The 17,213-nt window shown below is 64.8% G+C and carries 20 protein-coding genes; 5 read left to right on the top strand and 15 right to left on the bottom strand.

The window, feature by feature from the left end:
* The first annotated feature begins 81 nt into the window (after positions 1-81).
* The 3 genes from AC5V87_RS04855 (at position 82) to AC5V87_RS04845 (ending at position 2,182) form a co-directional block, all read left to right on the top strand.
* Positions 82-1,194, top strand: coding sequence for an AI-2E family transporter (locus tag AC5V87_RS04855; protein ID WP_456841101.1), 1,113 nt, complete (start codon positions 82-84; stop codon positions 1,192-1,194).
* Positions 1,195-1,272: 78 nt separating this feature from the next.
* Positions 1,273-1,644: an ElaB/YgaM/YqjD family protein gene (locus AC5V87_RS04850; RefSeq protein WP_456841102.1), complete on the top strand. Its 372-nt coding sequence runs from the start codon at positions 1,273-1,275 to the stop codon at positions 1,642-1,644.
* 82 nt (positions 1,645-1,726) lie between these two features.
* Positions 1,727-2,182, top strand: coding sequence for a hypothetical protein (locus AC5V87_RS04845; protein ID WP_456841103.1), 456 nt, complete (start codon positions 1,727-1,729; stop codon positions 2,180-2,182).
* Positions 2,183-2,184: 2 nt separating this feature from the next.
* Here the strand turns inward: AC5V87_RS04845 and AC5V87_RS04840 are convergent, their stop codons facing one another.
* Positions 2,185-2,367: a hypothetical protein gene (locus AC5V87_RS04840; RefSeq protein WP_495370160.1), complete on the bottom strand. Its 183-nt coding sequence runs from the start codon at positions 2,365-2,367 to the stop codon at positions 2,185-2,187.
* Positions 2,368-2,717: 350 nt separating this feature from the next.
* Here AC5V87_RS04840 and AC5V87_RS04835 point away from each other — a divergent pair, with 350 nt between their 5' ends.
* Both AC5V87_RS04835 and AC5V87_RS04830 read left to right on the top strand, forming a co-directional pair.
* On the top strand, positions 2,718-3,860 hold the full coding sequence (locus tag AC5V87_RS04835; RefSeq protein ID WP_495370159.1) for an OpgC domain-containing protein: 1,143 nt from the start codon (positions 2,718-2,720) through the stop codon (positions 3,858-3,860).
* Positions 3,861-4,036: 176 nt separating this feature from the next.
* Complete coding sequence (locus AC5V87_RS04830; RefSeq protein WP_456843467.1) at positions 4,037-4,645, top strand: TetR/AcrR family transcriptional regulator; 609 nt, start codon at positions 4,037-4,039, stop codon at positions 4,643-4,645.
* On the opposite strand, the gene AC5V87_RS04825 is transcribed toward AC5V87_RS04830, so the two are convergent.
* The 14 genes from AC5V87_RS04825 to urtB all read right to left on the bottom strand — a co-directional run bounded on the left by AC5V87_RS04825 (position 4,642) and on the right by urtB (position 17,177).
* Positions 4,642-6,297 (bottom strand): CHASE domain-containing protein, encoded by a 1,656-nt coding sequence (locus AC5V87_RS04825; RefSeq protein ID WP_495370158.1) that lies wholly within the window; start codon positions 6,295-6,297, stop codon positions 4,642-4,644. The genes AC5V87_RS04830 and AC5V87_RS04825 overlap by 4 nt on opposite strands.
* Positions 6,298-6,579: 282 nt before the next feature.
* A complete protein-coding gene (ureG, locus tag AC5V87_RS04820; protein ID WP_495370157.1) occupies positions 6,580-7,200 on the bottom strand; it encodes an urease accessory protein UreG in 621 nt (206 codons plus the stop codon).
* A 39-nt stretch (positions 7,201-7,239) separates the two neighbouring features.
* Complete coding sequence (locus tag AC5V87_RS04815) at positions 7,240-7,968, bottom strand: urease accessory protein UreF (RefSeq protein ID WP_495372035.1); 729 nt, start codon at positions 7,966-7,968, stop codon at positions 7,240-7,242.
* Entirely contained in the window at positions 7,949-8,539 is a 591-nt protein-coding gene (locus tag AC5V87_RS04810; protein ID WP_456841108.1) for an urease accessory protein UreE, read from the bottom strand. Before AC5V87_RS04810 ends, AC5V87_RS04815 begins: the two co-directional genes overlap by 20 nt.
* Before the next feature lie 14 nt (positions 8,540-8,553).
* Positions 8,554-8,853 carry a putative quinol monooxygenase gene (locus AC5V87_RS04805; protein ID WP_456841109.1) on the bottom strand — a complete coding sequence of 100 codons (300 nt, stop codon included), beginning with the start codon at positions 8,851-8,853 and terminating at the stop codon, positions 8,554-8,556.
* 129 nt (positions 8,854-8,982) lie between these two features.
* Positions 8,983-10,698, bottom strand: a complete 1,716-nt coding sequence (gene ureC, locus AC5V87_RS04800) for an urease subunit alpha (RefSeq protein ID WP_456841110.1) — start codon at positions 10,696-10,698, stop codon at positions 8,983-8,985.
* A 34-nt stretch (positions 10,699-10,732) separates the two neighbouring features.
* A complete protein-coding gene (locus AC5V87_RS04795) occupies positions 10,733-11,272 on the bottom strand; it encodes an HD domain-containing protein (RefSeq protein ID WP_456841111.1) in 540 nt (179 codons plus the stop codon).
* Between the two features lie 57 nt (positions 11,273-11,329).
* Positions 11,330-11,635: an urease subunit beta gene (locus AC5V87_RS04790; protein WP_092186707.1), complete on the bottom strand. Its 306-nt coding sequence runs from the start codon at positions 11,633-11,635 to the stop codon at positions 11,330-11,332.
* A 112-nt stretch (positions 11,636-11,747) separates the two neighbouring features.
* The gene (locus AC5V87_RS04785; RefSeq protein WP_260374319.1) at positions 11,748-12,050 is read right to left on the bottom strand and encodes an urease subunit gamma; all 303 of its coding nucleotides are present in this window, start codon (positions 12,048-12,050) and stop codon (positions 11,748-11,750) included.
* Between the two features lie 24 nt (positions 12,051-12,074).
* Positions 12,075-12,905: an urease accessory protein UreD gene (locus AC5V87_RS04780; RefSeq protein ID WP_495370156.1), complete on the bottom strand. Its 831-nt coding sequence runs from the start codon at positions 12,903-12,905 to the stop codon at positions 12,075-12,077.
* 34 nt (positions 12,906-12,939) lie between these two features.
* Complete coding sequence (urtE, locus tag AC5V87_RS04775; RefSeq protein WP_495370155.1) at positions 12,940-13,635, bottom strand: urea ABC transporter ATP-binding subunit UrtE; 696 nt, start codon at positions 13,633-13,635, stop codon at positions 12,940-12,942.
* A 3-nt stretch (positions 13,636-13,638) separates the two neighbouring features.
* Complete coding sequence (gene urtD / locus AC5V87_RS04770; protein ID WP_456841114.1) at positions 13,639-14,400, bottom strand: urea ABC transporter ATP-binding protein UrtD; 762 nt, start codon at positions 14,398-14,400, stop codon at positions 13,639-13,641.
* A gap of 6 nt (positions 14,401-14,406) precedes the next feature.
* Positions 14,407-15,573, bottom strand: coding sequence for an urea ABC transporter permease subunit UrtC (gene urtC, locus AC5V87_RS04765; protein WP_456841115.1), 1,167 nt, complete (start codon positions 15,571-15,573; stop codon positions 14,407-14,409).
* Entirely contained in the window at positions 15,570-17,177 is a 1,608-nt protein-coding gene (gene urtB / locus AC5V87_RS04760) for an urea ABC transporter permease subunit UrtB (protein ID WP_456841116.1), read from the bottom strand. Before urtB ends, urtC begins: the two co-directional genes overlap by 4 nt.
* Between the last annotated feature and the right edge of the window lie 36 nt (positions 17,178-17,213).

Genomic DNA, 17,213 nt, shown 5'->3' with positions numbered 1-17,213 from the left:
CCGCGATGGAACCGCAGCGCCGCGCGCGCGTTGGATGATCAGCAGTGGGCGCGCGGAGGCTTTCCGTGCGGGAGAGATATTGTGCGCGTCCTTCCCAGCGAACGTCTGATTTCCGGTAACGGCGAAGGCGCCCCGCTCCCCGACAGCCATGTCGAGCTGCCGCCGGTCATCCGCCGCACCGAGTTCGTTGCCTTCGCGCTCGCCGGCCTGCTGCTGATCGCGGTCGTGGCCGTGCTCTATGTCGGCAAGCCGTTCTTCCTCCCCGTGGTGATGGCCTTCGTCATCGGCACCATGCTGTCTCCAGCAGCGACGTTCCTGGAGAACCGCAAGGTGCCGCGCGGGGTCGGCGCCGTGCTGATCGTGGTCGCCGTGTCTGCGGTGGTCGCCTTCGTCGTCGCGCTGATCGCCTCGCCGGTGATGGAATGGAGCTCGCGCCTGCCGGAGCTCGGCGCGCAGCTGAAGGACAAGCTGCACGTGCTCGACCGGCCGCTGGCGTTGTGGAAGGAGCTGCAAGCCATGGTCGGCGGCTCGGAGGGGCTGCCGAGCTTCCAGATGCCGAAACTCGAATGGGTGCAGCCGACGCTGGAATTTCTGTCGCCGACCTTCACCGAATTCCTGCTGTTCTTCGTTACGCTCATCCTGTTCATCGCGAGCTGGCGCGATTTGCGGCGGGCGCTGATCATGACCTTCAGCGACCGCGACGCGCGGCTGCGGACGCTACGGATCCTCAACGAGATCGAGGTCCATCTTGGCAACTATCTCCTTACCGTGACCGTCATCAATATCGGCGTCGGGGTTGCCACCGGCGTCGTCTGCGCGCTCACCCGCATGCCCAATCCCGCCGGCCTTGGCGCACTTGCGGCAACCCTCAACTTCATCCCGATCATCGGGCCGATTGCGATGTTCGCCATCCTTGTCGTGGTGGGGCTCGTCGCCTTCCCGACCATCAGCAGCGGCCTGCTTGCCGCTCTCGCCTTCGGCGGCATCACTTTCCTGGAGGGACATTTCGTTACGCCTACCATCATCGGGCGGCGGCTGGCGCTGAATGCGCTCGCCGTGCTGCTCGCGCTCGCGTTCTGGACCTGGCTGTGGGGGCCGATGGGCGCGTTCCTGTCGTCGCCGCTGCTGATCGTCGCGCTTATCCTGAAGGAGCATCTTCTGCCGGCGGATGCGCCGCAGTTGCCACAGGACTGACTGGTTTCCGAGAACGGAACTTCCCCGGCGACGAAGCGTTTTCCGGCTATCTCAGCCGTCAACAGTTCGGAGCTCCTGATGTCCACGCCCAATGCCGATGCCGGGATCAGAGACTGGACCGACAAAGCCACCAGAGAACGCCTCGAGAAGGATGTAGCAGCCGTGAAAAGCGATATCGCCACCCTCACCGACCAGATCACCGACGCGCTCAACACCTTTGCGAATTCGACCAGCAAGCAGGCCAGGCGCGGCTATCGCCAGGCGCGCGAGAACATGGATTCGGCGATCGACGACATGTCGGACCGCGGCAGCGCGATGATGGGGGCTGCGCAGGACGCCTACGGATCGATCGAGGAGACGCTGGAAGAGGCGATCACGCAGCGGCCGCTCGCGACTGTCGCTCTCGCGCTCGGCATCGGTTTCCTGATCGGCGCCGCCTGGCGGCGGTAAGGTCCGCGGAACGGATCGAGATAACGGCAGCGCGCCGTGGCGCTGCCCGGCGGCGGCTTGTGGGGGTCTGAGGAGCAAGGCCATGTTTCAGCGCATCATCGACGGGATCAATGCATCCGCAGGCACGACTGTGCGGCTGACCTCGCTCGCCGCAGGCACCGCATTCGCGCTGTTCATCACGACCTGCTTCCTGTGCGCGGCGGCGTTCATCTCCGTGCTCGAGAAATATGGTCCGGTGCAGGCATGCCTCGCGGGGGCCGGCGTCTTCTTCCTGCTGACCCTGACGGCGGCGGTGACCTATTGGGCCTACAAGCGGCAGTTGCGCAAGGAAGCCCATATCGCGGCCGAGCGCGCCGCAAAGTCGGCCGCGCACAGCATGCTTGCCGACCCCATGCTGCTCGCCACGGGACTCCAGATCGTTCGCGCCATCGGGGTCAAGCGGCTCTTGCCGATCCTCGCCATCGGCGGCGTCGCACTCGGCATTATGGCGAGCCGCGCCGGCGTCTCCGACGAGGCCTCGGCCGAGCCGGCGGAGTGACGTCACACCCGGCTGCGGCCGATGCAGATCGCGGCCACCGCGAGCGGCATTGCGAGCGAGATCCACGACAGCGGCAGCCAGAACCCGGTCTGGCCAAGCAGCGCGGAGAGCAGACCGAAAATGCTCAAGGCTGCGAGCAGCGACGGCCAGTGCCAGATCAGGGCTAGCGAACGGCGTCCGGTCATGCCGCGGCACCTGGCGATCTCAGCGGAAGGGCCGCGGCAGAACCCTTTTGCGTCCTGCTGGCCCGCGACCGCACCAACCAGAGATAAACTCCGCTGGCGAGCACCACGATCGTGACGAGGTCGAGCAGCAGCACTCGGGAGGTCTCTGGTGAGCGGAGAACTAATCGCCCCGCTTTCCGAAAATTGCGTCCCGGGTAGGGTAAAGCGGGGGCCCGCCGACACGCCGGCGCGCGCTTGCGCAATTTTTCACCAGCCGGGACAAAACCGGCCCCGCTCACGCAAACGCTACTCGGATGGGCAGGCGGTTGCCGCTAAAAGCAGCGCCCTGATTCCAAACGAAATATTTAGCAATGAAGCCGTCGGTCAAGGCGAACCTCGCCGCATTCCAGCACGACGCCAGGCTCTATTTGACGCTCGGTATCGCCAACTGGTCGGTGTTCGTCGATCACATCCCGAACAACGTCGTTAATTTGCTGACGCTGCGCAACTTCGGCTTCAGCGGCGCGGCTGACCTGTTCGTGTTCGTGGTCGGTTATGGCGTCGCCATCATCCATGGACGGATGGCGCTGGAGCGCGGCTATCTCGTTGCGGCGACGCGCATCTTCCGCCGCGTCTGGCGGCTTTACGCGGCCTATGTCGTGCTGTTCGTGATCTATATCGATACCATCGCCTATGTCGCCTCGCAGTCGATGGCGCCGGAGATCATCCACGAATACAACATCTCCGGGATTCTCGAGCACCCGCTGCGCATCCTGGTGCGCGGCCTCGTGCTGCAGGAGGAGCCCCTGAACCTCGACCTGCTGCAACTGATGATCCCGCTGATGGCGTTCTTTCCGCTCGTGCTGTGGGGGCTGCTGCGGCGGCCGAACGTGACGCTCGGCGCATCGATCGCGCTGTATGTGGCGGCACGCTGGTTCGACTGGAATTTCCACGTCTATCCCGACCAGGAGTGGACCTTCAATCCGCTGTGCTGGCAGATACTGATGGTGCTGGGCGGCTGGTTCGCCGTGACGGGCGCGCCGGGGCGGGCGCTGCGCGGCATGCCATGGCTGCGGATCCTCGCCGGCGCCTACCTCATCTTTGCGATGGCCGTCACCCTGATGCGCCATTCGCCGGCTTTGTCCGCCTACCTGCCGGACCTCTTCCTCAACGGCATCACGCCGACCGACAAGGAAAACCTCGCGCCCTATCGCGTGGTCCATTTCCTCGCGCTCGCCTTCCTCGCGACCCATCTCGTTCCGGCCGATCATCCCGGCCTGAATTGGCGGCCGCTTCAGGCGGTGATCACATGCGGTGAGGAATGGCTCGCGGTGTTCTGCATCGCCGTGTTCCTGTCCTTCGCCGGCCATCTCATCTTGATCACGGGGCCGAACCTGGTGGTGATGCAGATCGCGGTGAGCCTCGTTGGTTTCGCCGCGCTGACCGGAGTTGCCTACTACATCTCCTGGTCCAAGCGGCAGGACTTGCCGGCGGCCTTGCGCCAGCAGGCCTAGAGCCCTGTTCCCATGGACTCGCAACGGAGCCTTGGATTCCTATCTTGACGCGTTTTCTTCACGCGAACCGGGATCCATTCGCTCGGACACGTGCTGCCAAAAGAATCGTGCGATTCTGCTAGGCCGAAAGCGGCGGCTGCGCTATGCCGGGTGTCGCGAGGAGACCGAACGTGGCGATGGCGAAAGGCGGGGGTGAAGAGGCCGGCGGCGCGCCCCGGCGCGGCCGGCCGAGGTCGATCGAGACCACGAACGCCATCCTCGAAAGCGCCTATGCGCTTATGGCCGCCACCGGCCTTGCCGCCACCACCATCGACGCCGTTGCGCGCCATTCCAGCGTCTCCAAGATGACGATCTATAAATGGTGGCCGTCGCGCGAGGCGCTTTTGATCGACGCCTTCCTCCACCACGCCGCGCAGATGCTGCCGCTGCCACCAGTCGGCTCCGGCAGCCCCGCGGCGCGCACCCGCCGCCACGCCGCGGCCTATGCCGAGGCGCTTCAGGGCGAATTCGGCAAGGTCCAGCTTGCTGTCATCTCCGAATGTATTTCGAAGACCGGCTCGGCTGAGTTGTTCTACGCCCACTATCTGCAATTCCGCCGCGACGCGCTGGTGGAGATCATTGCCGCAGGCCAGAACGACGGCAGCATCCAGGCCGAGGGACCGGCGGAAGATCTCTACGACGCGATCTATGGCAACCTGTTCTACCGCTATGTCTTCGGCATCACGCCGATCACGCCTGGGTATGCGCGCAACTTGGTCGACCTGATCTTGCGGCCGAAAGCTTAACTGCGCACGGGCCTTACCGGCGCCGAGATCTTGTCGGTGCGATCGCGCTCGGTCATATCGACCACCGTCTCCATCGGCGCGGTCAGCTCATAGACATAGGAGACATCGGTGAAGAAGCGCTTGGCGGTGCCGCCGAGCGCCTCGGGCGCGACGCGGTCGAGCAGGATCAGGCCGAAATCGGAATCCGGGCGGCGCGTCGCTTCGCTGGTGTTGAACTCCTCCCAGCGGAAATGGAAGACCTCGTCGGGCGCCTCGCCCGTCACGGTCCAGTTGGCGGTGATGTGCGGATGCTTGCCGACCAGCGACAGGCCCTCGTCGGAGTGCGAGGCGAGCTCGAAGAACAACAGCGATAGGCTCTGCGCCGCGCGCGCGCTGACCGCGATGTCGGGACCGGTGACGGCGATGCGGTCCGCATGCGGGATGGCCCGCGCCTCGAACAGGCCCTTCAGCTTGACGCCCTGCCACTGGCTCTCGCTGAGCAGCGAGACCACGTTGGACATGGCGTGGATGCGGCCGATCAGGAGCTCGCGCGCGACGTCGATGTCCGAGCCGTGGCGCAGCGTCCGCGTCACGATCGACTGGATCACCGCCAGGATGTTCTTGACCCGGTGGTTGAGCTCGTCGATGACGGCGGTCAGCCGGCGCTCGAAGCCGATCCGCACCTGGATCTCGCGGCTGAGCCGCAGATTGTTGTAGGCGACATAGCCGAACAGGCCGCACACCATCGCGGTGATGGCAAAGCCGATCGCGGCCACGATGATCGCGGTCTGCTCGGCCCGCCGCGCCGAGTTGGTCTTGGCGTAATAGCTAAGCTGCCAGTCGCGACCGCCGAAGCTCACCGTGCGCGTCGCGGACGGCGCCGGCCCGTCCGCCGCCGCCCCGCGCGTCGAGACCACGCCCTGGTCGTTGGCGATCAGCTCGCCGCCTTCCCGGCGCGGGTCCTTGAGCGCGACCGAGAACAACGACATATCGTCGTTGGTCAGCATCAGCGAGGCGAGCTCGTAGGAAAATGTGACGAAGCCGACCGGCACGGTCGCCCCTTCGGGAATGACGGGTGCTGCGACGATCACGCCGATCGGCCCGTTCGCATGCAGGAGCGGCACGGGGTCGGAGGCGACCGACCGCTTCTCGACCCGGGCGCGGGTGAGCATCGCGCTGCGCACCGGATCCTGATCATAGCTGCGGCCGGGCAGCATCTTGGTCTCGTCGCTGCGCGGCTCGAGATCCATCAACACGTCGATCGGCTGGGTGAGGCCAGTGATCGGCTTATCGTTGTAGTCGCGGATCTCAGGCTTCGGGAAGCCGGCGGCCGCGATCGCGGCCTGCGCCGCTGCGAGCTCGTTCGGTTGAAGGCGGGCAACCCAGCCGGCCACCACGAAATCGGTCTTGAAGGCGTAGATGGCCGAGCGCAGCGGCTCCAGCATGTTCGGCTTGAGCACCGATGGCGCGCGGAACAAGCCTGATGCGACGCGCGCGAGCAGCTCGCGCTCGGTCAGCCGGTCCTGTACGAGGCTAGCGTGAACGTCGATGGCGCGCGCGAGCGCGATCCGGTCCAGCGCCAGCTCCTGGTCGTGAACGCGATAGGCCGCCAGCCCGGAGAGCAAAGCTCCGAGCAGAGCGATGAAACCGATGATGAAACCCAGCCGGACCACGCGACTACTCAGGCGAAAGCAGCAGGTCGACAATAAGCACGGAGCATATGAACGCCGATCGAACGGCCATGTGCCGAAACAGGGTGAACCCCAGTGGCGGAGATAATGAAGGAGGAGGCATCAGTACGCAACTTGGGTCGCCCGAAAAGCTTAATTCGTCCGGCCGATGGTCTGGCCGGGATTAACCTGCCCCCGGGCACCGGAGGTAGTTAATCGCCGTGTCTGAAATTTGTTCCGCGCGGCGCGCTTTGCCCCAGGTGTTAACGGCGAAAAGCGCCTGCGCTACGCCCGTTTCAGGCCGCCTTTGGCCTCGATGAAGCCGACGATGCGGTCGAGCCCCTCGCTCTTCTTCAGGTTTGTCATGACGAAGGGGCGTTCGCCGCGCATGCGTCGCGCGTCCGTATCCATCTTCTCCAGGGAGGCGCCGACATGGGGCGCGAGGTCGATCTTGTTGATGACCAGCAGGTCGGATCGGGTGATGCCGGGACCGCCCTTGGACGGGATCTTGTCACCGGCTGCCACGTCGATGACGTAGATGGTGAGGTCGGCCAGCTCAGGGGAAAAAGTGGCAGCGAGATTGTCGCCGCCGGATTCGATCAGCACGAGATCGAGCCCCGGGAATTTCGCGCGCATGTCCGCGACCGCCGCGAGATTCATCGAGGCGTCCTCACGGATCGCGGTGTGCGGACAACCGCCGGTCTCGACGCCGGCGATGCGGTCCGGCGTCAGCGAGCCCGACCGCACCAGGAATTCCGCATCCCATTTCGTGTAGATGTCGTTGGTGATCGCGGCGATGTCATAGCGCTCGCGCATGCTCTTGCACAGCAGGTCCATCAGCGCGGTCTTGCCCGACCCGACCGGGCCGCCGACGCCGACACGCAAGGGGCCGTGGGATTTCGACATGTGACTAGCTCTCTCCTGATGGATTGAAGGCCGCAACGCTCAAGAGCGAAACAGCCGCGTATATTGCGTCTCGTGCCGCAAGCTGGCGAGATCGGCGCGAAACGTCGAGCTGCCGAGATCGTCCAGGGTCGCATGCAGCGCACGATTGGCGGTGGCGGCCACAGCGGTTTCCAGCTTCACCAGCACGCGCTGGCTGTCGGTCTGGCCAAGCGGAATGAGGCGGCTTGCCGCCGAGATCCAGTTCGAGACCAGCGCATGCAGGAAGGCGTGCAGCGTCGGCGCCAGCGCGACGCCGTGCATCGCGGCGACGACCCCGACGGCGACGGGATAGACCAGTGGCGTGCGGCATGCCGCCACCATGGCATCCAGGCCATCGGCATCCCACGCGGCGCGTGCGATGTCGACGAAGGCGCGTCCCTGCGAGGTCGTCTCGAGCTGCCGCTCGCGCGACGGCACGAAGGCCGCGGCAAGCTCGGCAATGTCGCTCAGGGCGACCTCGTCACCCGCCTCCGCAGCCCGATAGGCATGGACCAGAAGCGTCGCATCACAATAGCCGGAGCCATCGGCGAAGAGCGCCTCGAGCCAGTCGGCGAGCGTCACGGTGTCAGTGATATCACCCGCCTCGACCGCCCACTCGATGCCGCTGGAATAGGAGAAGCCACCGACGGGAAACGCCGGCGACAGCCAAGTCATCAGCCGGTACAGCGCCGCCGCCTCGCCCTTGCCGAGGTCGCCGGCACTGGCCGGCTCATTTGTGGTCATGAGCATGCTTGTGGCCGTGGTGATGGTCTGGGTGGTCGCAATGCTCGTCGTGTTGGTGGTCGTGACCATGATCATGGTGATGATGACCGTGATCGTCGTGCGCGTGATCATGATGGGCATGATTATCGTGCCCGTGCGCACGACCGGCATCGGCATAAGCGCCGCCTTCGGGATCGAACGGCGCCTCGATCTCGACCACACGCGCACCGAGCCCTTTCACCATCGCCTCGATGACGTGGTCGCGGCGGATGCGCAAGGCCTTCGCCATGATCTGCGTCGGCAGATGGCGGTTGCCGAGATGCCAGCCGACGCGGATGAGATGGTGCGGATCGCGGCCGCGGATCTCGAGCAGCGGCTCGGGCGCCGCAACCACCTCGATCAGCCTTCCGTCCTCGAGCACCAGCGCATCGCCGCCGCGCAGCGCGACGGCGTTCTCCAGGTCGAGCAGGAACTCGAGACCGCGCGTTCCCGTCATCACCATGCGGCGGCGGTGCCGATCGTCGAAGTCAAGCACGACCGTATCCGCTGGGGCTTCCGTGAAGCGGTGCTGTCCCTTAACCTGCGTCGCCCGGATCATTCGCTTCTACCCTGTTACCGTACTTCGACCTTCTCGGGCGTGATCACCTCGATCTTGGGTGGCGCGGTAAAGCACTTCACCGCGACGCGGCCGAACGTCTTCATGTGCTCCATGGCACGATGCGGCACCAGCGCCTCGGCATTCTCCCACTGCTCGACGAACACCATCTTGGTGGGATCGGTGACGCTCTCGTGCAGATCATAGGCGATATTGCCGGGCTCCTTCCGCGTCTCCTTGATACAGGCGGTGGCGGCTGCAATGAATTCGGCGCGCGTCTCGGGCTTGATGGTCAAGGTGGCAACGACGTAGATCACGAGAAATCCTCCCGGCTTTTCTTCTCAAGGTTACGATACCGGGCGGGACATTAGACCAGGCGGGATCGAACGCAAAACCCGAAAAGCCATCCCCGGACATGTTCCGGGGACATGCGTTGACCCGCTATTTCAGTACATGAAATATCGCTGCGCCATCGGCAGCACCTCGGCGGGGGCGCAGGTGAGGAGTTCGCCATCGGCGCGCACCTCATAGGTCTCCGGATCGACCTCGATGTCGGGTGTGGCGTCGTTGTGGATCATGCTCTTCTTCGAGATCTTTCCGCGGGTGTTCTGGACTGCGTAGAGCTTCTTCTCGATGCCGAGCTTTCGCGCGAGACCGCCGGTGACTGCAGCCTTCGAGGTGAAGACGACCGAAGATGCGGTGCGCGCCCTGCCGAAGGCGCCGAACATCGGCTGGTAATGCACCGGCTGCGGCGTCGGAATCGAGGCGTTGGGATCGCCCATGGGCGCTGCGACGATGGTGCCACCCTTGACGACGCAGTCCGGCTTGACGCCGAAGAACGCGGGCGACCACAGCACCAGATCGGCAAGCTTGCCCTTCTCCACCGAGCCGATCAATTTTGACACGCCGTGCGCAATCGCCGGGTTGATCGTATACTTGGCGATGTAGCGCTTGACGCGAAAGTTGTCGTTGTCCTTGCCCTTGTCCTGGGCGAGCTGCCCACGCTGCTTCTTCATCTTGTCGGCGGTCTGCCAGGTCCGGATGATGACCTCGCCGAGCCGGCCCATGGCCTGCGAATCCGAGGACATCATCGAGAGCGCGCCGAGATCGTGCAGGATGTCCTCCGCCGCTATGGTCTCCTTGCGGATGCGGCTTTCTGCGAATGCCAGATCTTCCGCGATCGACGGATCGAGGTGGTGGCACACCATCAGCATGTCCAGATGCTCGTCGATGGTGTTGCGCGTGAAGGGCCGCGTCGGATTCGTCGAGGATGGCAGCACGTTCTTCAGGCCGGCGACCTTGATGATGTCAGGCGCGTGGCCGCCGCCAGCGCCCTCGGTGTGGAAGGCGTGGATGGTGCGGCCCTTGAAGGCCTTGATCGTGTCCTCGACGAAGCCGGACTCATTCAGCGTGTCGGAATGCAGCATGACCTGGACGTCGTAGTCATCGGCCACCGACAAGCAGTTGTCGATCGCGGCCGGCGTGGTGCCCCAGTCCTCATGCAGCTTCAGCGCACAGGCGCCGGCCTTGATCATCTCGACCAGCGCGGCGGGACGCGAAGCGTTGCCCTTGCCGGAGATGCCCAGATTGACCGGGAAGGCATCGAACGACTGGATCATCCGCCCAATGTGCCAGGGGCCGGGCGTGCAGGTGGTGGCGAAGGTACCGTGCGACGGGCCTGTGCCGCCGCCCAGCATCGAGGTGACGCCGCTCATGAGCGCGTGCTCGATCTGCTGCGGGCAGATGAAATGGATGTGGCTGTCGAAGCCGCCGGCGGTGAGGATCTTGCCTTCCCCTGCGATCACGTCGGTGCCGGGACCGATGACGATGGTGATGCCCGGCTGGATGTCGGGATTGCCGGCCTTGCCGATCGCGGAGATCATGCCGTCCTTGATCGCGACGTCGGCTTTCACGATGCCCCAGTGATCGACGATCAGCGCATTGGTGATGACGGTGTCGGCCGCGCCCTGCTTGTTGGTCACCTGCGACTGCCCCATGCCGTCGCGGATCACCTTGCCGCCGCCGAACTTCACCTCCTCGCCATAAGTGGTGAAATCCTTCTCCACCTCGATGATGAGGTCGGTATCGGCCAGCCGCACCCTGTCGCCGGTGGTCGGGCCGAACATGTCGGCATAGACGGAACGCTTTATCTTGACGGACATCACAAGCCCCGTTTCCGATTGAACTGTTGTCTGCTCACAGCAAAGCCCTCGCTGCTTTCACGGCATCGTCGAATTTCGTGTCGAGCCACGCATTGCCGCCGCGGCAGCCCGCGACCACCTGTTCGGCCCAGCCGGTGTAGTCGGCGAGCTCGTCACGCTCTCCGGCGGTTGGATCGGACTGAATCCGCGCGCCGATATTGCTGATCTTGTCGGCGATCTTGATCAGCTTGGCGCCGGGAGATTTGTGCGGAGCGTCCTCGATCTGCTTCTGCCGCCGCTCGGCCTTCGGCAGGCTCATATCGTCGGTGCATTCGACGACAAGGGAGGCGACACGCGCGGAGAATGTCTGCGCAAGCTCCTCGCGTGTAGTATCAGTGTCCTCTATCGTATCGTGCAGCCAGCCGGCCGCGACCAGCTCGGCATCGGCGCCGTCGGTGGCGGTCGCAAGCAGGTTCGCGACCTCGGCGAGGTGATTGATGTAGGGCTGATTGCCGCGCCCCTTCCGCGCCATCCCGTTGTGGCGGTGCGCGGCGAGCTCGGCGGCTTCGGTGACGAGGCGGATCGGGGAGAGCATGGCAAATTCCTCCGTTTTCGCCTCAACGGTGCCGCGCCATGCTCGTTCCTGCTGAACTCACAGCTTCCCCATCACGTCGCCGCGGAAGCCGTAGATGGTCTTCTTGCCGGCCAACGCGACGAGCTGGACGTCGCGGGTCTGGCCGGGCTCGAAGCGGACGGCGGTGCCGGCGGCGATGTCGAGGCGCATGCCGCGCGCTTTCTTGCGGTCGAACTTCAGCGCGGGGTTGGTCTCGAAGAAATGGTAGTGCGAGCCGACCTGGATCGGGCGGTCGCCGGTATTGGCGACCGTGAGCGTTACGGTTCTGCGGCCGGCATTGAGCTCGATCTCGCCGTCCTGGATGAAGAGTTCGCCGGGGATCATTCTATCCTCCTCGTCATTCCGGGGCTCGCGCAGCGAGAACCCGGAATCTCGAAACCAAAACCTCTGGATTCCGGGTTCGCCCTGCGGGCGCCCCGGAATGACGAATTAGCAGCTACCTGATCGGCTCGTGCACGGTGACGAGCTTGGTGCCATCAGGGAACGTTGCCTCGACCTGGATGTCGTGGATCATCTCGGGAATTCCCGGCATCACCTGGTCGCGGGTCAGCACCTGCGCGCCTGACTGCATCAGATCGGCCACGGTGCGGCCGTCGCGCGCGCCTTCGAGAATGAAATCGGAGATGATCGCGACCGCCTCGGGATGGTTGAGCTTGACGCCGCGATCCAGCCGGCGGCGCGCCACGATGGCGGCCATCGAGATCAGAAGCTTGTCCTTTTCGCGGGGAGACAGATTCATGAAAAATCTCTTCCATTCAACACGTCAATTCAGCCAGAGCCGCGGCAGCGCCGCACCTGTGCGCGCCAGCACGGCCATCATGTCGGCCCGCAAACGCGCTGCATCTTGGGCACAGAACCGCGCCATTGCAAAGCCATTCCAGGCCGAGATTCCGACTTCGCCGGAGAATGAGTCCGAGGCCTCGCGGATTTTTTCAACCAGGGCCTCGTCGCCGGGGACGATCAGCGCCGTGCCGATCGCGGCGCCGCCTTTTGCGGCGGCGGACCGGCCAAGTTTGGCGCCGATATTGCCATCGAGCCTGACGGTCTCCGCGAACACCAATTTGCCGCCGCGGGAGAGCCGCCAGCGGTCGACGAACTCGCCCTGCTCCATCCGCTCACCCATGGCGGTGCGGCCGAATACGACGATCTCGCAAAGCAGGAGCGAGGCGGCCGCGTCGAGCTCGATGTCGAAGCGGCGATGGACCCGGGCACGATCGAACAGGATCGTCTCCTGGGGCAACCAGGCGAGATGCGCGCCAGCGGCGACCTTCAAGGCGATATTGAGCTGCGCCGGCGCGCCAGGCGCGCGATAGACCTTTTCGGCGGCCGCTGTGGTCAATGTCAGGCGCGCGGCATCGGCGACCGCGATCTCGATGTCGAAGCGATCACCGCCGGCAACGCCACCTGCCGTGTTGACGAACACGCCGGAGAGCCCTTCGCCTTCCGGCGAGGGAAAGCGCACACGCAAGGAGCCGGATTCATGCAGGGCCCCGCGTCGCGTCACCCCGTCACGGGCATGCACGCCGAACCGCACCGCGCCGCGGGCGCGGTTCGCCTCGAATAAGATAGACGTGGCTGATAGCTCGCTGCGCATCCGCCTCCCCAGCCGGTCGCGGCAAATTTCCGGGCTACAGCGCCATCTGGCGGCTGATTTCGCTCGGGTCGAGATTGGAGCGGTTGCAGGTGAACTTCACCGCGCCGCGATCCATCACGGCAAAACTGTCGCCGAGTTCGCAGGCAAAGTCGAGATATTGTTCGACCAGCACGATGGCGATGTTGCCGAGATTGCGCAGGTATGAGATGGCGCGGCCGATGTCCTTGATGATCGAGGGCTGGATGCCCTCGGTCGGCTCGTCGAGCAGCAGCAGCTTTGGCCGCATCACCAGCGCGCGGCCGATCGCGAGCTGCTGCTGCTGGCCGCCGGAGAGGTCGCCGCCGCGCCGGCCGAGCATGGATTGCAGCACCGGAAACAGCGAGAACACGTCGTCCGGAATGTGCTTGTCCTCGCGCTTGAGCGGGCCGAAGCCGGTCTTGAGGTTCTCCTCGACTGTCAAAAGCGGAAAGATCTCTCGGCCCTGCGGCACGAAGCCGATGCCCTTGCGGGCGCGCTCATAGGGCTTGAGGCCGGTGATGTCGCTGCCGTCGAGCATGATCGCGCCCGAGGAGATCGGATATTGCCCGACCATGGCGCGCAGCAGCGAGGTCTTGCCGACGCCGTTGCGCCCGAGCACGCACGTCACCTTGCCCGGCTCGGCCGCGATCGAGACGCCGCGCAGCGCCTGCGCCGCGCCGTAGAACAGGTTGATGTCCTTGACCTCAAGCATCGCTCAGCGTCCCAGATAGACTTCGATGACCCGCTCGTTGGACGAGACCTGGTCGATGGTGCCTTCGGCCAGCACCGTGCCTTCGTGCAGGCAGGTGACCTTGACGCCGAGCTCGCGCACGAACGTCATGTCATGCTCGACCACCATCACGGTGTGGGTCTTGTTGATCTCTTTCAAGAGCTCGGCGGTCAGATGCGTCTCCACGTCGGTCATGCCGGCGACGGGCTCGTCGACGAGCAGCAGCTTCGGGTCCTGCGCCAGCAGCATGCCGATCTCGAGCCACTGCTTCTGGCCGTGGCTGAGGCTGCCGGCGAGACGGTTGCGCGCCTCGGTGAGGCGGATCGTCTCCAGCACCTTGTCGATGCGCTCGGATTCGGCCTTGCTGCCGCGCCAGAACAGCGTGCCCTTGACGCTATGGTCAACATTGAGCGCGAGCAGGAGGTTGTCCTGCACGGTCTGGCTCTCGAACACGGTCGGCTTCTGGAACTTGCGGCCGATGCCGAGCTCGGCGATGCGGGTCTCGTCGAGCCGCGTCAAATCGGTGACGCCGTCGAACAACACCGTGCCCTCGTCGGGCTTGGTCTTGCCGGTGATGATGTCCATCATCGTGGTCTTGCCGGCGCCGTTCGGGCCGATGATGGCGCGCATCTCGCCGGGTTCGAGTGTCAGCGACAGGTTGTTGATGGCGTGAAAACCGTCGAACGAGACGTGCACGCCGTCCAGGTAAAGCATCGCCGAGGTCGCGCGGGTGTCCATGACGTTCATGACCGCTTACTCCGCCATCTTCGGTTGGCTGACGCCGTCTTCGGCGGCGGCGCTCGCCGAGGTCGCCGCGCGCTTGTCCTTCGACTGGTCCCACCAGGCATTGAAGGTGCCGACGATGCCCTTGGGCAGCAGCAAGGTCACCAGGATGAACAGCGCGCCCAGCATGAACAACCAGTACGGCGCCAGCACGCCCGAGGTGAAGAAGGTTTTGGCGTAGTTGACGACGATGGCGCCGAGCGCAGCGCCCACCAGCGTGCCGCGGCCGCCGACTGCGACCCAGATCACCGCCTCGATCGAATTGCCGGGGGCGAATTCGGACGGATTGATGATGCCGACCTGCGGCACGTAGAGCGCGCCGGCAACGCCGGCCATGCAGGCCGACACCGTGAACACGAACAGCTTGTAGGACTCGACGCGGTAGCCCAGGAAGCGCGTGCGCGATTCCGCATCGCGCACTGCGATCAGCACCTTGCCGAGCTTGGACGAGACGATCGCGCGGCAGATCAGGAAACCGAGGATCAGCGCGAGGCAGCTCAGCGCGAACAGCGCTGCGCGGGTGCCCTCCGCCTGCACGTTGAAGCCTAGAATGTCCTTGAAGTCGGTGAGGCCGTTATTGCCGCCAAAACCAAAGTCGTTGCGGAAGAAGGCGAGCAGCAGCGCGTAGGTCATCGCCTGCGTGATGATCGATAAATACACGCCGGTGACGCGGGAGCGGAAGGCGAGCCAGCCGAAGCAGAAGGCGAGCAGGCCCGGCACGACCAGCACCATCAGCGCCGCAAACCAGAACATGTCGAAGCCGTACCAGTACCAGGGCAGCTTCTGCCAGTTCAGGAATACCATAAAATCGGGCAGGATGGGGTTGCCGTAGACGCCACGGGTGCCGATCTGCCGCATCAGGTACATGCCCATCGCGTAGCCGCCGAGCGCGAAGAAGGCGCCGTGGCCGAGTGAGAGGATGCCGCAATAGCCCCAGATCAGGTCGATCGCGAGCGCCAGGATGGCGTAGCAGACATATTTGCCCCAGAGCGCGACTAGGTAAGTCGGCACCTGGAGGAACGAGCCTGGAGGCAACAGCAGATTGGAGAGCGGGATGAGGATGCCGCAGGCCGCGACGATCACGAGGAAGATCGTCGCACCGCGGTCCAGCGATCGGGTCAGCATGTGAGGGGTCATGCTTCCACCGCACGGCCCTTGAGCGCGAACAGCCCGCGCGGGCGCTTTTGAATGAACAGGATGATGAGAACGAGAATCGCGATCTTGCCGAGCACGGCGCCGGCGACCGGCTCCAGGAACTTGTTGGCGATGCCGAGCGTGAAGGCGCCGACCAGCGTGCCCCAGAGATTGCCGACCCCGCCGAACACCACGACCATGAAACTATCGATGATGTAACTCTGGCCGAGATTGGGGCTGACATTGTCGATCTGCGACAGCGCCACGCCGGCAATGCCCGCGATACCCGAGCCGAGGCCGAAGGTCAGCGCGTCGACGCGCGAGGTGGCGATGCCCATCGAAGCCGCCATGCGGCGGTTCTGCGTCACCGCGCGCATCTCGAGGCCGAGCGCGGTGTAGCGCAGCATCGCGAGCAGGATCGCGAACACGGCGAGCGTGAAGCAGAGGATCCAGAGCCGGTTATAGGTGATGGTGATCTGGCCGAGCTCGAAGGCGCCGCTCATCCAGGAGGGGTTGCCGACCTCGCGGTTGGTCGGGCCGAACATGGTGCGCACGGCCTGCTGCAGCACCAGCGACAGCCCCCAGGTCGCGAGCAGCGTCTCCAGCGGGCGGCCGTAGAGAAACCGGATGATGCTGCGCTCGATCAACACGCCGATCGCACCGGCGACGAGGAAGGCGAGCGGCACCGCGATCAGCAGCGAAAAGTCGAACAATGCGGGATACCGGGTGCGGATCACCTCCTGCACCACGAAGGTGGTGTAGGCCCCGATCATCACCATCTCGCCATGCGCCATGTTGATGACGCCCATCACGCCGAAGGTGATGGCAAGGCCGATCGCGGCGAGCAGCAGCACCGAGCCGAGCGAGAGGCCGTACCAGGCGTTCTGCACCGTCGACCAGACCGCGAGCGAAGACTGGATCGAGCTGATGGCGCTGGCGGCAGCCTTGGTCACCGAGGCCGGCTGGTCGCCCATGCCCGTGAGCAGAGCCAATGCCTCCTGGTCGCCGCGCGCCTTGAGGGTGCCGACCGCTTCGAGCTTCTCGACCTCGCTGGCGTCAGACTTGAACAGCAGGATCGCCGCGCGGGCTTCGCCGAGCGCCGCCTTGACCGATTTGTTGGTCTCCTTGGCGAGCGCGGCATCGACCGCGTCGAGCGCAGTCTCCTCGTGCGACTTGAAGACGGATTGCGCGGCCTGGAGGCGCGTCGCCAGATCCGGCGACTGCAGCGTCAGGCTGCCGAGTGCTGCATCGACGCTGCGACGCAGGCGGTTGTTGAGACGCACCGCGCTCGCGCTGTCGGGAACGCTGGCGACGGGCTCGCCGGTTGCGGCGTCGACCGACTTGCCGTCGGGGCCGGTGACGTAAACCTTCTTGCTATCGGCATCGGCCATCAGCCGGCCGTCCTGGAGCGCGCTGATGATCGGAAAGGCCAGCTTGTTGCCGCTGCTCGCGATCAAGCCGATCGCCTCTTCGGTGTCGGAAAACTCGTCGTTGGCGAATTTGGCGACCGCATCCTCGAATGGGCCGGCAAAAGCCGGCAGCGCAAACGCAATCAGAATCAGCGAGAGAACAAACGTGCAGAGACGGACAGATAAATCGGTTGGCACTGTGGATCACCCCGGCAGAAGTGGGGAGAAGACGGC

Source organism: Bradyrhizobium sp. SOJA106 (assembly GCF_059448745.1).
The sequence above is the reverse complement of the archived record's forward strand: the minus strand, read 5'-3'. Positions and strand labels throughout refer to the sequence as shown.

What these genes read in the sequence shown, in the direction of transcription:
- urtC (WP_456841115.1), bottom strand. Translation starts at nt 15,573, where the DNA reads ATGACCCCTCACATGCTGACCCGATCGCTGGACCGCGGTGCGACGATC.
- urtE (WP_495370155.1), bottom strand. Translation starts at nt 13,635, where the DNA reads ATGCTTGAGGTCAAGGACATCAACCTGTTCTACGGCGCGGCGCAGGCG.
- AC5V87_RS04785 (WP_260374319.1), bottom strand. Translation starts at nt 12,050, where the DNA reads ATGAATCTGTCTCCCCGCGAAAAGGACAAGCTTCTGATCTCGATGGCC.
- AC5V87_RS04835 (WP_495370159.1), top strand. Translation starts at nt 2,718, where the DNA reads ATGAAGCCGTCGGTCAAGGCGAACCTCGCCGCATTCCAGCACGACGCC.
- urtD (WP_456841114.1), bottom strand. Translation starts at nt 14,400, where the DNA reads ATGAACGTCATGGACACCCGCGCGACCTCGGCGATGCTTTACCTGGAC.
- AC5V87_RS04795 (WP_456841111.1), bottom strand. Translation starts at nt 11,272, where the DNA reads ATGCTCTCCCCGATCCGCCTCGTCACCGAAGCCGCCGAGCTCGCCGCG.
- AC5V87_RS04840 (WP_495370160.1), bottom strand. Translation starts at nt 2,367, where the DNA reads ATGACCGGACGCCGTTCGCTAGCCCTGATCTGGCACTGGCCGTCGCTG.
- AC5V87_RS04815 (WP_495372035.1), bottom strand. Translation starts at nt 7,968, where the DNA reads ATGCTCATGACCACAAATGAGCCGGCCAGTGCCGGCGACCTCGGCAAG.
- AC5V87_RS04780 (WP_495370156.1), bottom strand. Translation starts at nt 12,905, where the DNA reads ATGCGCAGCGAGCTATCAGCCACGTCTATCTTATTCGAGGCGAACCGC.
- AC5V87_RS04850 (WP_456841102.1), top strand. Translation starts at nt 1,273, where the DNA reads ATGTCCACGCCCAATGCCGATGCCGGGATCAGAGACTGGACCGACAAA.
- AC5V87_RS04790 (WP_092186707.1), bottom strand. Translation starts at nt 11,635, where the DNA reads ATGATCCCCGGCGAACTCTTCATCCAGGACGGCGAGATCGAGCTCAAT.
- AC5V87_RS04845 (WP_456841103.1), top strand. Translation starts at nt 1,727, where the DNA reads ATGTTTCAGCGCATCATCGACGGGATCAATGCATCCGCAGGCACGACT.
- ureG (WP_495370157.1), bottom strand. Translation starts at nt 7,200, where the DNA reads ATGTCGAAATCCCACGGCCCCTTGCGTGTCGGCGTCGGCGGCCCGGTC.
- ureC (WP_456841110.1), bottom strand. Translation starts at nt 10,698, where the DNA reads ATGTCCGTCAAGATAAAGCGTTCCGTCTATGCCGACATGTTCGGCCCG.
- AC5V87_RS04810 (WP_456841108.1), bottom strand. Translation starts at nt 8,539, where the DNA reads ATGATCCGGGCGACGCAGGTTAAGGGACAGCACCGCTTCACGGAAGCC.
- AC5V87_RS04830 (WP_456843467.1), top strand. Translation starts at nt 4,037, where the DNA reads ATGGCGAAAGGCGGGGGTGAAGAGGCCGGCGGCGCGCCCCGGCGCGGC.